Source organism: Ensifer sp. Root142, from assembly GCF_001426785.1.
Lineage (GTDB): Bacteria > Pseudomonadota > Alphaproteobacteria > Rhizobiales > Rhizobiaceae > Ensifer > Ensifer canadensis.
The window spans coordinates 20,145-32,976 of the sequence record NZ_LMFK01000013.1; the positions used below are offsets into that span (position 1 = coordinate 20,145).

The following is a 12,832-nucleotide window of genomic DNA, read 5'->3' on the forward strand; positions in this document are numbered from 1 at the left end:
AGACCGAACGTGCTTGTCCAGCGGCTTGCTATTGCGGAAAGCAAACTCTCTCGGATGCAGAAAATTTTGGCCGAGCGGGATTGATGCGGGAACCTTTTTCCGGACACTATGTTTAAGTTGTTCCCCGAACCTTGATTAGGCCCCTCTTCCCCGGGGCCTATTTTTTGCGCTCAAACACGTCGACATTGTCGGCCAGCTCGCGCAGCCCTTTGAACGATGGATGCCGTAGCTTCCTGTCGCTGGTGATCTCGGTATAGGTGACCTCGGCGACGAATACCGGCTCGCAGAACACGGCGTTCTTCCGCTTCAGCGCGACCGGCGGCACCTTCGCCGGCAAGGCTGCCAGCTGCTTGCGAAGGTCGCGGGCCATCTTGTCAGTAAAGCCGGTCCCAACGCCGCCGACATAAACCAGCTCGTCGCCTTCGCCAGCAGCAACCGCGAAATCGCGCTAGGCATCTCCTCTCGTATTCAAACCTTCGCGCTCCGATAATTGCTAGCGCCTTTCAGGTCCGGCCAATTCGAACGTTTGTCGTTCGGGTCGCACCATCGCCTCCGCCACCAGGTTCCGCGTTGCGAATTTGATCCGCCCAGCATAGATGTCGACCATCCGTTGGCGCCATTCATCTATTGAAGGCGCGACCCTCTTGCCGTAGGCAATTGCGCCCTCGCTCAAATGCCGAACGAGTTCGTCGTTTTCCATCAATGCCATTTTCTCGGCGAGTGAGTCGACGTTGCCACTCCGAAACATCAACCCTGCCTGGTTTTTCTCGATTTCTCTGGAGATCAACGCATTGCTGCTGGCAAGCACCGGAATGCCCGACATCATCGCCTCAGCGGCAACGAGGCCATAAGGCTCAGGCATTCGCGACGGCATAAGAAGATAGCGTGCCTTGGCCGCGAATGCCTTAACCTCGCAATCATCGAGCCATCCTGGGACATAGCAGTGGGGAAGTGCCTGCTGTATCTTTTGGAGCAGAGGCCCTTGACCTATCAAGGTTGCCGCTCTGCCCGTCAAGTTGAGCGCCTCGGCGAGCGCCCACACACCCTTTTCCACCGACATCCGGCCCAGAAACAGGGCGCGTTCATTTTTCCAGGCCGCAACCGGGAATTGGGTGAGTGGGGTCGACGGAGTGCGCAATGTCAGGAAATTTTGGAGGGGTCCGTCGGTCAGGTAGGGCTCCATGCCTTCATGTGCCAGAATGACGCCGACCCGGCCCCAGAACGCCTCTCCCGCTGCACACTGGGTCACCGATCGCGCAACTCGCCACAGTTTGTTTAGGTAATTGCGCTTGTCGCAGGAGCTGGAAAGGCAGCCGGCAGATAGCGGTTTTTCAGGACAGATCTCGCCCCTCCCATAGTGAACATAGGCCCCGTTGGGGCAACTCAGGAAGAAATCATGTGCAGTAACGATCACCTTGGCGTCACTACGCGCCAGCGCATGAAAAATCGAGGGGGACAGGATCTGCGACCAACCGTGAACATGAACGACCATGTCGCCTCCGGACTTGAGCAATCGGCGCAAGGCGCGGTAGGCGCGGCCGTTGAAATTCCTATCGAACACGTTTGCGAAGCGGACGCCGTCGCGCAAGGGGCGCTCGCCCAGCGCCTCGACCTCGACGCTCGGAAATCGCGAGCGAATGCCTGCGCCGTCGTCGCCGACCAGAACGGAACATTCGAGCCCTGCCTTAACGCCTGCCTCTATGCACTGGAGCGCAACCTTGGTCGCACCGCCCACAGCCACTGACACGTCGTTGACAACGATAAGTCGCATGACATTGCCTCTCGGAGACTTTAACTTTGCGACCCGGATCTGCCTCCATTTGGCCGCCTGTTGCCTCCGACCGCAAGATATCAATTCGCGGTAGATAGTTCGTCGGAGTGTATGATCTCCGCCATCGATCAGGCGCGCTGTCTACCCGCAGATCTGCGAGTTGTGAGCACGTGGGAAGTCACGGAACAATGCACTGCCGCCGGCGTTTGGGCGCATAGGTGTTGGTATATTGTGAAGGCAACCCAACGCCGACCCCGGGCGGTCTGGCTGCGACACTCACCGCCTGGGGTCCCCCGTATTTTTCACAGTTGAATTCCGCCTGAGCCGGCGCACCTTCTCCGGGGCAACTGCGACCAGGGCTACGGCCAAAACGGTTGGATCTCGCTGAGAGTTAATTACGTCTGACGACTTCTCGCCTTTGACAGCGAGGAGGCCGATGAGCTTGCGGCGCACCTGATCAGCCTGTTTCAACGCGGAATCCACGACCACGACGCGCTGAAGCAAATGGCTGGTTATTCGTGAGGGTAGCAGCCTGACCGGCGGGACTACTGAAAAAGAGCGGCCTTCTTTTCGTGGCTCTGGGGGAGAAGGCCGCCGTCAATATCAGCAATGGCTAAATATACGACTGGATGCGACGATTGGCGAGATGAATCCGCGTCACAGAGTAAGTCGTCGTCTCGTGAGCGTATTTTAAGCCGCGTTGTTCCGCGAAAAATTGGAACAATTTTCCGGCGGGCGCGTTTTATGCGCACCCCATGGATAATGGCAGTCCCCCGCAGCCATTGTCCCATACTCCCGGCCCCCTCAACAGGGGGCCATTCTTTTATCCACGACCAGCTATCTGCGCGACGGGCTCGGCTAGTCTATTGGACGGCTAGACCCGATAGGTGCGTTAGTCGACAGTCGTTCGTTAAATTAGCGAAGCCTTGTAGAACGCAAAGTGCGCCCTATCCTCCTCGGCAGGAGGATACGCCATGTCGAAAATTCCCGCGCCGACGCTTCCGGAAGGCCACCCAGATCGCGTCCTCCTTTGCCAGGACTCGTTGGAGGCAGAGTTCCTGTCGCTCTCCGATCGAGCGCAACGGGCCGGTTGGTCACGCGAGGAAGTCGCGATGGCGTTGATGGAGCTTGCAGACTGCTATTTCCTCGTGAGTGCCGATTTCGAAACATTGGAGCTTGGTGGCGGCCTTGTCCGTCTCGCGAGAAAGCTGCACTAGGATTAACGGCGCACAGTCACGGCCGCTGCATTGTCCCCTGATGGAAGAGTATTTGCCATTTCTTCCCGTCATGCTTCCAGATTGAACTTCGCAAGGCGGATCGTTCGGACCCGTCGCGATACGTGAGATGGCTCTGGTACGTCAAAAGCACCGCATTTTGCGAAATAGGCGCTAGAGCATAGTTGGACGTTCGGAGAATGCTGTCGGATTCGTCCTCCCCCTGACTCAAAAGATTGATGACCTCTGCTCGACGATATACGCGTCCCGACGCACCGAACTCGACAAAATCTTCTGCAAGCAAGGCTTCGATTGCTATCCTCGAATGCCTAACCGATGGTCGGTGCAGTGCTTCTTCGAGAAACTGGATTTCGGCGAAGTTGGGATCGGCGCTCGACAAGGGTGGTCACTCCATTGGGCAAGCTATCGTTGGACTGGTCAGCCCGCGTTGTCCGACGCCAGCGATCGAGGCGGATGTCGTGCGGGTGCCTGGGCGATGCGACCGCGAGGATACCGAACCAGCCACAAAGTGAGAAGTTCCGCCATGGGACTTCAGTCTGACTCACCGTCGGCAAAGGTCTGAAGTCGATTGTTGCGAAGTCGCGTCGCGCTAAATTTATCACTAAGCCCATGTCGCTGAAGACCCTCAGAGAAAAAGCCATGGGTGGTATCGGCCCAGAGCCGTTCGAACGTCCCTGCGAGCGGCTCTGGTGCTACCGGTTAGAAGAGACCATGGGAGATATCAGGATGTACGAAAGGCACAGATATAGGCAGCCCGAAAAGACCGCAGCAACCGGGCTGCCGATCGGTGTGATGCTTCTCTCGGTAGCAGCGATAGCCGTTTACCTGATTGTTGGAGGCGAAATTCTCAACGACAATAGTGGGGACGTCGCCGTGTACCTTCCCCAGGTAGAGGCGAAATAGCTTTACTCAGGCCAAGGGAGGCGCGGAATGAGCTTATTAAAGCTAGGGCGGGCTCGCTTGGGGATGGCGCTACCGCGCCATCGTGGGTGGTTGCTCACAACCAAGGACCCGCGGTTGGACGACCTGTTTGAGTGCTACGCTCTGGCATCAACGGCACTGGATAATCTTCAACGCGAACTTCCCCGCCGGAAGGCGCTGATCGAGGAATACGAGGAAATCTGCCGCAACCTTCAGGCGGATGTAGTCGAACTGCTTCCCCTGCTAGAGGCGCGATGGCTTCAGCGAAACCAGTAGCCCGGCGTCCGGTTTGGCTGCCCCTTCCCCGAAGGGGAAGGGACGCCGTCTATCAGAGCTAGTCGATAACCCGAACGATCTTGCGGGTGCCCGGGTCCACCAGCACCGTGCGGTTGTCAACGACCACATATCGGTAGGTGATGTCCGGTGCATCAATGGTCTGCAGTTCCACCGTTTCGGGGACCGTCGAACCGACATTGAGCTCCACTCCGGGAAGTTTGATGGAAGCGAGGGGCTTCTTCTTCACGTATTCGCGGACGACCGTTTCCTGCTCTGGGGTGACAATGACTGTCTGAGCCAGGGCGATGCTCGAAGCGCCGAGCAGAAGCAGTGCTGTGACGGCTGAGCTGACAATTTTCTTCATTTTCTTCTCCAGGCTGGTGTTGTATTCCCACACTCGATGCGGGAACTTCTTACCAACGCCGCTGGGCTATTGCCGTTCCGATGGCCAGACTTCAGTCGCATGGGGTTTCGACCTTAGTCTGGCGGGCCTTTAGGACAATAGTCCGGGAAGTGCGTTTATCGAACCTGCGACTTCGACACATTTTAAAGTGGGCACCGCATTGGAAAGCGAGAGGCTGAAGCGCTTGCCGCCTGTCTGATCGGCCACGACCAAAGCGGCTAGCCCGTCATTTAGCCACTAGAGCTCGTCGGGACAGCTTCCCACAGAGAAGCGGTCCCCCCGCTGTGGAGGCAGAGCGGCCCTCGTCAATCGCATCTTCGAGCATCGTCCGGCGCTCCCGCTATTCCATGGCCGCGCAGGTCGTGACCGCCAAAGCTGATTGCAGTCGCTTTGGCGAACAAATTGGCGCGTATCCCCTGGGCCCTTATGGGCCCCGGCGGCGTCTACCGAGCTCCGACCCTTGGTCCTGCCCAACGCAGCGGCCAGAAGCGGTGATTTCAAACGCCCAGTCGCCAGCGGCTGGCACCCTCTTGGCTAGCAGCGCAAGGCAGGGCTTGACGCGGTCCGGGGTGGGATCGAAAGACAGGCACGGAGGGTCGCGCGGCCTCTTCGTCCGCCCGCGAAGCACAGCGTCATCATCGAGGAGCAATTGCTTCGGGCGCTTGGCTTTCGCAGGCACTTTAGGCATGGCTTATTAAACGCACATTGCGCAATGATTTACGGGAACCTTTTTTACCAAACGCGATTTTTGCTGATCAAGCAGTCCGGTTACGTGCTGCGAAACCCCAAATGTCGAGACTACAGCCATGCAACATGAAGACACCAGACAACAGTATAGCAAGGTGGTTCGCGGCTGGAACACGCGGTATGACCTGGAAGAATTCATTAGCGCGCACCGGCTCACCCCCCTTGTCGCACGCGAACTGTTCGAGAAATTCGGACCGTACAAAATCGACCTCGATCGCAAGGTCGCCGAGCTAAGAGCAGCAGGAAAATCTAATCTTGGGCATTAAGACTAATTGGGAACAAACCGACCTCTCGGCAGTTCCTCTCCGCCCCTCTAGACAGCCAGGCGGTCGCTACCTTCCTCTCCGGCGGCCGCCTGGAACAAACTACGGCTTACAGACAACGGCCGCCCGCGGCGTGCGGATCTCCCCCGAAATTCCAGAGTTGAAATCCCCCGGCGACGGCGCATACTCAACGCGGGGCTAACGTCGGCCTGTTCCGCCCCGGGCCGGCTGGGATTAGGGCGATGAGCAAAGTGGTTGGATCTCGCATCGAGATAATTACGCCTCACGACTTCAAACAGATAGAATGTGTTTTCCGGGAAATCGTCCAGGAAAGGCACCTCGCCGTTGATAGCGAGGAAGCTGTTGAGCTCGCGGCGCGTCTGATCGGTCTTTTTCAAAGCGGCATCCACGATCATGATGCGCTGAAGTTGATGGCTAGTTGACTGTGGCTACCGGACCATTTGACAGAAAAAAGCGGGTTTCACCCGTGTCCGAGTAGTTGGTTGAGGCTGTGTGCAAACACCCGCCCGTCGGCAAGCTTATCCACCCGAAGCCGTCCTTCCAGCACCTGCATCGCATCTAGTTCCGAATTCCTCAATCCGCTGGAATCAACGCAAGGACGAAAGACTGAAACTGCACGATTCCTCGGTTCGAACAAAGATAACCGGCGATCAGGATGCTCTTCACCAGGTTCGCTAGCTACTTGTAGCTATATTCGGAACATCCCGCTGGTGTGACCGTTGCCCGTACAATTCTACGGAGTGACAAGCCATGAAAATCGAAACACGCGCGACCACTGTGGCCGAAATGGTGCCGGAGCTTCGAGCATGGGCTCATTCGTTGCGTTCGTCGCAAATACTAGCCGATGAGCTCGTCGAGGACACGCTCGAACTCGCGATTAACGACCTCGACCAGATCGCACCAAAAGCCGATACGCGCCGATGGCTCTATAGCTTGATGGTGGACATCCATAGCGGCCGCCGCAAAAGCAGAGCTGCCGCCGCCCGAAAGCTCATGCGCGGATAGCGCAGCGCCCTCGCCCCTCAAAAAAAGCGGCCCCCGCTGTGGAGGCCGGAATCTATGCGTACCCAGTACCTAACTTTACAACGATTTTAGGTGTAGCGGAATACCGCATCTATCAGCCAAGCTTCACCGAAAGCTTATGAAGGGTTGAAATCCTGCGGACGGCAAAACTTCGTTGTGAGAAGCCAGTTACCTGATCCGTATTACGCCAGCAGTCCCGCAGCACTGTCCCACTCTCACGACCCCTTCCGCAGGTACCTATTTCAGTTCAAGCTGCTTACTGCACTTTCTCAACTCTCATATGTGAGAATTCCCATGCGCCAGCGGCTGCGCATATTACACACACAGGTGCTAGCGACAGGGGGATACATATGGGTCGGACGACGGCAGATGCGGGGAAAGCGCTTTCCAGGCAGATGGGCCAGCGCAGTAGAGCCATACGTATGATGCGAGGGTATTCCCAAGGGAAACTCGGAAGCTTGATCGGCCTGTCGTTTTCAGCAGGTTCAGAAATACGAAAATGGGACAAATCGCGTCTCCATTCCAGTGTTGATGCAAATTTGCGAGGTGTTGGACGCACATCCAATGGATATCATCGGTGAAGGTCCGCAAGATGGACGGAACAAGAGAGTAAACGCTTTGCTGCAATTGACGCCGCAGAAAACAAGCTGAAGATTCTACAAAGCAAGCTGGCGCGGATGCAGAAAATATTCGCCGAACCGGATTGATGCGGAGGACAATCACCCGTCCCTATAATCAGAGAGACATCTCAGGTGGGGTCGCAAGAATTATTATCCGGCAACTTGCGTAAGGCGATCGCAAAGAAAATGCGGCCGCCGAGCGGAGGGCCTCGGAAGCCGCAATGGGAATTGCCTTCAACACCTCAATGATACACCCGCATTCGCTCTGATGCGAGACAATTTGCCTGCACTCCGTTGTTGTCAAACCTTCCCAATGATCACCAACACGATGCGTCGAATGGCTTCGGCAAAACTCACGCCAAGCGCCCTCGCTGCAATGCCGGCGACCCCGAGTGCGCCGATGCCCATCAGCTTCCAACGCTTTACGTCATCGGTGACCGGTTTCATCTCCGCGCGCCCGCGCCGCTACCGACGCCTCGACATCACCGACCCGGTCGACCAGCTGATCCATACGGGTGTGAACGCCGGCCCGGCTCGCTGCGGCCTTGTCTTCTGCCCCTCCTCTAATGTCTGATCGAATCTTGCAGACCGCGCATGCCTGCCACCAGCTCGCCGAGCTGCCTGTGTACTACCCGCATCAATATCCGCAGGTGCCATCTAGCGCCCTTCCCATGCCTCACGCATTCCGCATTGGTCCAGATGCCGCCGGCGCAAAGGCCGACGACGGTCCGGTCTACCATTCGCTGATCTGCCGGCGTCGGCCCGCGCGCTGACCAGGTCAGTTCAGACGACCCGCCGCAGGCCGTCGACACTTGCTGGCTGCGAAGTCCCACAGCCAGTCAGGACAAGTGTCATATCAGAGCGGCATCGCCCGCGGAATGTGCCGCCGCATTGCTTTGCCTCTCGAATGCGTTGGTGACTGATCGTGCGCCATCCTCCTGGAGACGAACTCTCTCTTAGCCCAAAGACCAGCCTCAGCCGCCCGCCGGTTGACGAGACCCTTCACCCACTTCTCAGCTCGGCCGGCACGGCGTCGTGGTCGCCTTTGTCCAGTTTCTTCAGCAGCGTCGACTTGCCGAGCGAGCCTGTGTTGAAATTAGAGGACACGAGCACGGCGTGCTGATTGCCGGTCAACGGTACCTTGACGAGGCGCGCAACTCGCTCCTCAAACATGGGCGAGGTCGGCGCGCAGGATCTCTTCGGCGCGTGCCTCGGTGATCACCATCGTGGGCCTCACCTCTGCCGCGCTGGTGTGGCCATATCCGATGGTCCAAATTCCGCCTACGTCGCGATAGGGCTTCGTCTTCAGGCCTTCCCACTGCTTGGCGAGCGCAAGGCCCGCCGCCTGGATGCGTCGGTTCATGGTGTTAACCTCTTTTATTTTCAGGGAAACATGCGATAGTTGATAGGCGGGAAGGCACGGTCAGGAGAGACCGTTATGAACCTTGAAAGGATCGGTAGATCCCGTCTGAAATTGAAGCTTCCAGCGTTGCGAGCGTTGATTGATGCGCAACAGAGCCGGGCCTTTCGTGCGTTATGTGAAGAATACGCCCTCGCCGCCATGGCTATAGATGAATTGACCGCTGCGGTCAGTCATGACCCCGTCGATCTCGACGGTTTGGAAGCCGTCTGCACTGAAATCGAAAGCGAGGTCGATCGACTGCTGCGAACATTTAACGCGAGCAAGATCTGGCGGTAGTTTATAGCAATGTCCTTGATGGGAATCGCCAGATCAGGGCTGGCCATGTGTTGGAAGAGCACGGCTCCGGCTCGCTCTCCAAGCCTATCGTGAAAAGCTACAGTCGATCCACACCGTGGTATTCCTCAATCTCTGCGAGTTCTATGCCGCGTCGGTTTTGATGATCGACGATATACGCAAGGAATATCCCGTTCGAGCTGAGCTGCTGGCCGAATACGAGACCATGTGCCGCGCAAGGGAGGCCGACGCTGTTGCCATGATGAATGGCGGAAAGAACGCGAGGTGGCGGCAGGCCGCCAGCCGTCCTGATGCTTGCGCATAATCACCTGCCCTGTCGGCTTGATGGCAAGATCTCTCGCAATTGAAATTTCGGTTTAACCCTTCCTTGGTGGCGCCATCTTAGATTGCACCGAAAGGGAGAGGAAAATGCAGAACCTTAGCGAATTAGGACGTCGCCGTCTGTGGGCGAGACTGCCGAAGTTTCGACGCGCGCTCGAAATTGGGACCCGTTCGGCGGAGCTGAATGACCTTTTTGAGGCGTATGCACTCGCAGCCGAACGGTTGGCCGAACTGCGAGAGCCAGAGCAGCCAGACCAAAGTCTTCTATTCGAGTACGAGGTGGCAAGCAGAGGGATCGAAGAGGAGGTAACCCGGCGTCTGACTGAGATCCACGGCGATCCGGTCAACAACTCCCTGTCTGCCACATCCCATGAAAGTGGCCTTCTTCGAAGTCGCATACGGATTCGAGCTAGCTGGCAATCTTCATACTGAGAGGTCCTGTTCGAAGCACGCGGCGCAGGTTGTGACGAGAGCGCTGAGACGTAAAAGGCCCCTTCTCCTACGAATAGGACAAGAGGCCCCGTCTGAGCGTTCGAATTCACAGACACTTGCATTGTATGCCCCGCTTCAGGCGGAGCGCAAGCCGAGCTTTTCAGCGCCTCCAATTTATCCGCCAACATTGTGCCAGCACGGACGGTAGGCTGTCGCTGACGATGCTGGTCACAGTTTCGTGGGTGTGCAACTGCGGGCTCTGCTCAGAACCCATCTGAAACGGGCTGTGAGACTCAACGGCTGAGCAAAACCGAGAGGCGAATGCGGACACTGGCGACATGGTTCGCGTCGTGTCGATCCAAGACCAGTGCTTCGTTGAGCATGTTGGCCAGGTTGGTGAGCCCATGAGCGTGCCACTCATTTTCTTCCAACAGCATGTTCTGGCGTTTGAGCAAGTTGACGAGGAGGACATTCTTATGCCTCCAACCTATCACTTCGAAACCGGGGCTTGCTCACGCCTGTTCGTAGGTACCGGTCAGAGTTGCTTGGGAAAGGATGTGTTTTTGAGCCATGTTCCACATCGCCTCGATACCCGCCACGGCAGGCACTGCCAAACTTGGAACTGAGCCGCGAGGCAGGACCTGTAGCGGTGGGGGCCGTGACCCTTTGGGGGCTCGGGACCGTCATAACGGGAATTGCCGAAATCATTTCGACAAAAACTCGGGCCACCGCCAGGTGCGGTGTCGGAACTTTGCGGTAGTTCACTCCAGTCGCGGGGTATGTTGAAAACACCGCAGTGCCGGAACACGCCTCGTGGTGCGTCCGGATCTTCGACGATCAACGCGAAGCTTTTGACACCCTCCCGAGCGCCGGTCCACTTGAGCGCCGGCATAAGGTTTTCACCCATACGGGTATATGTTTCAGGTATCAACTCGCCGTCCGCAAAAGCGGGGCTTATCAGTGTCATGGTCATCTGAAATCTCCGGTGGCTTGAGGCTCCATTAGGGCGGCTTCCCCCAAACCTCAGACTTCCTCCATGGTTCCAACTCCGCCGGCTGCGATTCTGGGAACATCTGGCGCGGCAGCTAGTTTGAGCGGCGATGGTCAGGTAACCTGTAAACAAGAAAGATAATCAGACTATTCAGCCCGAACCTGGTGAAGGTCTCCCTGAGGGGCCGGTGACGTTCCGAACCAATTTCCGTTCGACAGATGAGGCACTTGCGGCGTTGCGCGAACTTCCGGCCCGATCATCGGTGAACGTTCTTATTCCCCGGCAGGGATTTTTTCTCCAATCCATCCAGAATCACTGCCAGGCCATGATCGAACGCTGCGTCAGGGGCCAGCCTCGTCGAGGATGTCCATCGCGACCGAAGCAGCGGACACATCGCCATCGAACTGATGACGCCGTCACGCTCGCCATCGTCCTTCTCCCTGGCCTGTTGCTCCAAAACCGCCCCAACGGTGAAGTAACTGATCGTCATCAAGGCATGGGCCGCATCGCTGGCCGAGAAGCCGGCGTCGCACAGGAGCGAAGCTGCGCCTCGGCCGCTCCCAATTGCGGCGCGCTTGGCCGGGTGCCGGCATGAATGCGCGCGCCGTCACGATAAGCCAGTAGCGCCAGCCGGAAGTGGGCATGGGACAGCAATCCTGAGCAAGCTGGGCGTTTATATTAGAGATATCGGAACTATGTACGATTATCTGTGTTAACGAAGGTAATCAAATGGCGCACTCTGGTCTCAGCCTTTGCTAGGACGTTTTCTCACCGTGATTGAAGGCTAACCGCGCTTAGGATGAAGAGCGGATTGTCTGCCGATTCCGAGTGCGCCCGATTGGGAGGCCCATGATGCGAGGTGATAATACCAGCCATCAAAATAGCAAGCTCGTCGGTCCCTGGTCCGATCGCTACGATCTGGAAGAGTTCATCGCTGCCTATCACCTGACACCGCTCGCCGCCCGTGAAATCTTCGTGAAATTCGGTCCCCAAAAAGCTGAACTCGACCGGAAAATGAAGGAACTTGGAGTCCCCGCCAACTCGGGCCACTAGCCAACGCGCTTAGAACATCCGAACAATCGCCATGTGAGTGTTGGAGTTGTGTTGAGGCAGGCCCCACAGGAAGCCCAGGCGGTGGTGCGTACGCACCAGAAGATGACCAGCCCTCGTTGCTACGCTCAGATTTTAGCCTGTACTCCGGTGATTTCGCTCACGTGTGGGCGGGAACGGAATGATTCTGGCCCCGAACTTGAGCGGCGAACAGCGATTTGACGCGATAAGGCGGTCGAGGCGGTCCTCGATGAGGTAGTGGACCACAAAACGTATATCTGCTTGCTTCAGCGCAGGGAAACAGGGGGTCGCTTCAATGACCAGCATGTCGAAGATCGTTTTACCGCCGTAATTCGAGTGGAGCAGTGTTGTCAGCCTTTGAGCGAGCCACCCCATGGCTTCGTCTACGCAGACAGCCACATCATGGGTCGGTTGCATAGTTGGTTCTTTCCCAAGATAGTGTCACTGACCTTTCCTAGCCCTCCGATCCTCCAATCCGGTGAAAACGGGAACGCCAATTTTATGAAAATGCGCCTCTCTTCTGACGGCGACAGCTTGGCAAACGCTATTCGACTCCGAGCAACCCTTCTCCAGAGAGATCGGATCGCACTGCTATGGGAATCAAATGCAGTTGCACTCCCGCCCGTGATTGCTGCGCCAGGACAGTAGGATGAGGGAGGATTGCCGCCTTCCTCCTTCAGCGGTAAGATCGTGATCGAGAAGTTTAGCCATTCAAAAGGACCATTTCATGCCAACCGGTACTGTTAAATTTTTCAATCAAGACAAAGGATTTGGTTTCATCTCGCCTGACAATGGCGGCACGGATGTTTTCGTGCATGTTTCGGCGCTTTCAACGGGGGACCTGCTGCGCGAGGGCCAGAAGGTCAGCTATGAATTGGGTCAGGACAGAAAGACTGGAAAGTCGAAGGCGGAGAACGTAAGCCCGCTTTGAACCATATTGTAGCTAGCGACGCTTTCTTAAGCGTGTGACCGCAGTAAGAGCTCGGCGAGGATCGCGATTCCGTTCTGCGCTAAGCCTCG

The 12,832-nt window shown here is 57.0% G+C and carries 19 protein-coding genes and 3 pseudogenes; 8 read left to right on the top strand and 14 right to left on the bottom strand.

The window, feature by feature from the left end:
• Positions 1-157: 157 nt before the first annotated feature.
• Positions 158-430, bottom strand: a pseudogene (locus tag ASD52_RS16920) (ATP-dependent DNA ligase); the annotation flags it as partial.
• Positions 431-493: 63 nt separating this feature from the next.
• The gene (locus ASD52_RS16925; RefSeq protein ID WP_063991846.1) at positions 494-1,771 is read right to left on the bottom strand and encodes a glycosyltransferase; all 1,278 of its coding nucleotides are present in this window, start codon (positions 1,769-1,771) and stop codon (positions 494-496) included.
• 974 nt (positions 1,772-2,745) lie between these two features.
• Here ASD52_RS16925 and ASD52_RS16935 point away from each other — a divergent pair.
• The gene (locus ASD52_RS16935) at positions 2,746-2,988 is read left to right on the top strand and encodes a hypothetical protein (RefSeq protein ID WP_057224864.1); all 243 of its coding nucleotides are present in this window, start codon (positions 2,746-2,748) and stop codon (positions 2,986-2,988) included.
• A gap of 16 nt (positions 2,989-3,004) precedes the next feature.
• On the opposite strand, the gene ASD52_RS16940 is transcribed toward ASD52_RS16935, so the two are convergent.
• Positions 3,005-3,385 (bottom strand): DUF4440 domain-containing protein, encoded by a 381-nt coding sequence (locus ASD52_RS16940; protein WP_057224865.1) that lies wholly within the window; start codon positions 3,383-3,385, stop codon positions 3,005-3,007.
• A gap of 230 nt (positions 3,386-3,615) precedes the next feature.
• Here ASD52_RS16940 and ASD52_RS16945 point away from each other — a divergent pair, with 230 nt between their 5' ends.
• Positions 3,616-3,909, top strand: coding sequence for a hypothetical protein (locus ASD52_RS16945; protein WP_057224867.1), 294 nt, complete (start codon positions 3,616-3,618; stop codon positions 3,907-3,909).
• A gap of 114 nt (positions 3,910-4,023) precedes the next feature.
• Positions 4,024-4,203, top strand: a complete 180-nt coding sequence (locus ASD52_RS16950) for a hypothetical protein (protein WP_225906603.1) — start codon at positions 4,024-4,026, stop codon at positions 4,201-4,203.
• A 58-nt stretch (positions 4,204-4,261) separates the two neighbouring features.
• Here the strand turns inward: ASD52_RS16950 and ASD52_RS16955 are convergent, their stop codons facing one another.
• Entirely contained in the window at positions 4,262-4,567 is a 306-nt protein-coding gene (locus tag ASD52_RS16955; RefSeq protein ID WP_057224870.1) for a DUF1236 domain-containing protein, read from the bottom strand.
• A gap of 845 nt (positions 4,568-5,412) precedes the next feature.
• Between ASD52_RS16955 and ASD52_RS16960 the strand changes: the two genes are divergently transcribed.
• Entirely contained in the window at positions 5,413-5,619 is a 207-nt protein-coding gene (locus tag ASD52_RS16960; RefSeq protein ID WP_057224872.1) for a hypothetical protein, read from the top strand.
• A gap of 47 nt (positions 5,620-5,666) precedes the next feature.
• Here ASD52_RS16960 and ASD52_RS38480 read toward each other — a convergent pair whose 3' ends face one another.
• Positions 5,667-6,032 carry a hypothetical protein gene (locus tag ASD52_RS38480; protein ID WP_156612982.1) on the bottom strand — a complete coding sequence of 122 codons (366 nt, stop codon included), beginning with the start codon at positions 6,030-6,032 and terminating at the stop codon, positions 5,667-5,669.
• Positions 6,033-6,387: 355 nt separating this feature from the next.
• Between ASD52_RS38480 and ASD52_RS16970 the strand changes: the two genes are divergently transcribed.
• Complete coding sequence (locus ASD52_RS16970) at positions 6,388-6,642, top strand: hypothetical protein (RefSeq protein WP_057224876.1); 255 nt, start codon at positions 6,388-6,390, stop codon at positions 6,640-6,642.
• A 938-nt stretch (positions 6,643-7,580) separates the two neighbouring features.
• On the opposite strand, the gene ASD52_RS40760 is transcribed toward ASD52_RS16970, so the two are convergent.
• The 5 genes and pseudogenes from ASD52_RS40760 to ASD52_RS16980 form a co-directional block, all read right to left on the bottom strand.
• Positions 7,581-7,727: a DUF1515 family protein gene (locus ASD52_RS40760; RefSeq protein ID WP_082571825.1), complete on the bottom strand. Its 147-nt coding sequence runs from the start codon at positions 7,725-7,727 to the stop codon at positions 7,581-7,583.
• Positions 7,708-7,860: a DUF1515 family protein gene (locus ASD52_RS40765; protein ID WP_082571826.1), complete on the bottom strand. Its 153-nt coding sequence runs from the start codon at positions 7,858-7,860 to the stop codon at positions 7,708-7,710. The genes ASD52_RS40760 and ASD52_RS40765 overlap by 20 nt, the downstream gene beginning before the upstream one ends.
• An 82-nt stretch (positions 7,861-7,942) precedes the next feature.
• Positions 7,943-8,135, bottom strand: a pseudogene (locus tag ASD52_RS40035) (hypothetical protein); the annotation flags it as partial.
• A 147-nt stretch (positions 8,136-8,282) separates the two neighbouring features.
• Complete coding sequence (locus tag ASD52_RS38495) at positions 8,283-8,453, bottom strand: hypothetical protein (RefSeq protein WP_156612983.1); 171 nt, start codon at positions 8,451-8,453, stop codon at positions 8,283-8,285.
• Positions 8,446-8,643, bottom strand: a complete 198-nt coding sequence (locus tag ASD52_RS16980; RefSeq protein WP_057224880.1) for a lysozyme — start codon at positions 8,641-8,643, stop codon at positions 8,446-8,448. The genes ASD52_RS38495 and ASD52_RS16980 overlap by 8 nt, the downstream gene beginning before the upstream one ends.
• 75 nt (positions 8,644-8,718) lie before the next feature.
• On the opposite strand from ASD52_RS16980, the gene ASD52_RS16985 reads away from it, so the two are divergent.
• Positions 8,719-8,979, top strand: coding sequence for a hypothetical protein (locus tag ASD52_RS16985; protein ID WP_057205331.1), 261 nt, complete (start codon positions 8,719-8,721; stop codon positions 8,977-8,979).
• Positions 8,980-10,262: 1,283 nt separating this feature from the next.
• Here ASD52_RS16985 and ASD52_RS37355 read toward each other — a convergent pair.
• The 3 genes and pseudogenes from ASD52_RS37355 to ASD52_RS40610 all read right to left on the bottom strand — a co-directional run bounded on the left by ASD52_RS37355 (position 10,263) and on the right by ASD52_RS40610 (position 11,395).
• A pseudogene (locus tag ASD52_RS37355) lies at positions 10,263-10,723 on the bottom strand (YbhB/YbcL family Raf kinase inhibitor-like protein).
• A 274-nt stretch (positions 10,724-10,997) separates the two neighbouring features.
• A complete protein-coding gene (locus tag ASD52_RS40605; RefSeq protein ID WP_057224886.1) occupies positions 10,998-11,231 on the bottom strand; it encodes a TetR/AcrR family transcriptional regulator C-terminal domain-containing protein in 234 nt (77 codons plus the stop codon).
• Positions 11,231-11,395 (bottom strand): TetR/AcrR family transcriptional regulator C-terminal domain-containing protein, encoded by a 165-nt coding sequence (locus ASD52_RS40610; protein ID WP_272502218.1) that lies wholly within the window; start codon positions 11,393-11,395, stop codon positions 11,231-11,233. The genes ASD52_RS40605 and ASD52_RS40610 overlap by 1 nt, the downstream gene beginning before the upstream one ends.
• A 198-nt stretch (positions 11,396-11,593) precedes the next feature.
• Here ASD52_RS40610 and ASD52_RS17010 point away from each other — a divergent pair, with 198 nt between their 5' ends.
• Positions 11,594-11,794 (top strand): hypothetical protein, encoded by a 201-nt coding sequence (locus ASD52_RS17010; protein ID WP_057205314.1) that lies wholly within the window; start codon positions 11,594-11,596, stop codon positions 11,792-11,794.
• Positions 11,795-11,926: 132 nt separating this feature from the next.
• On the opposite strand, the gene ASD52_RS17015 is transcribed toward ASD52_RS17010, so the two are convergent.
• Complete coding sequence (locus tag ASD52_RS17015; protein WP_057224888.1) at positions 11,927-12,229, bottom strand: hypothetical protein; 303 nt, start codon at positions 12,227-12,229, stop codon at positions 11,927-11,929.
• Positions 12,230-12,539: 310 nt separating this feature from the next.
• Here ASD52_RS17015 and ASD52_RS17020 point away from each other — a divergent pair, with 310 nt between their 5' ends.
• Positions 12,540-12,743, top strand: a complete 204-nt coding sequence (locus ASD52_RS17020; protein ID WP_057224890.1) for a cold-shock protein — start codon at positions 12,540-12,542, stop codon at positions 12,741-12,743.
• Positions 12,744-12,832: the final 89 nt, after the last annotated feature.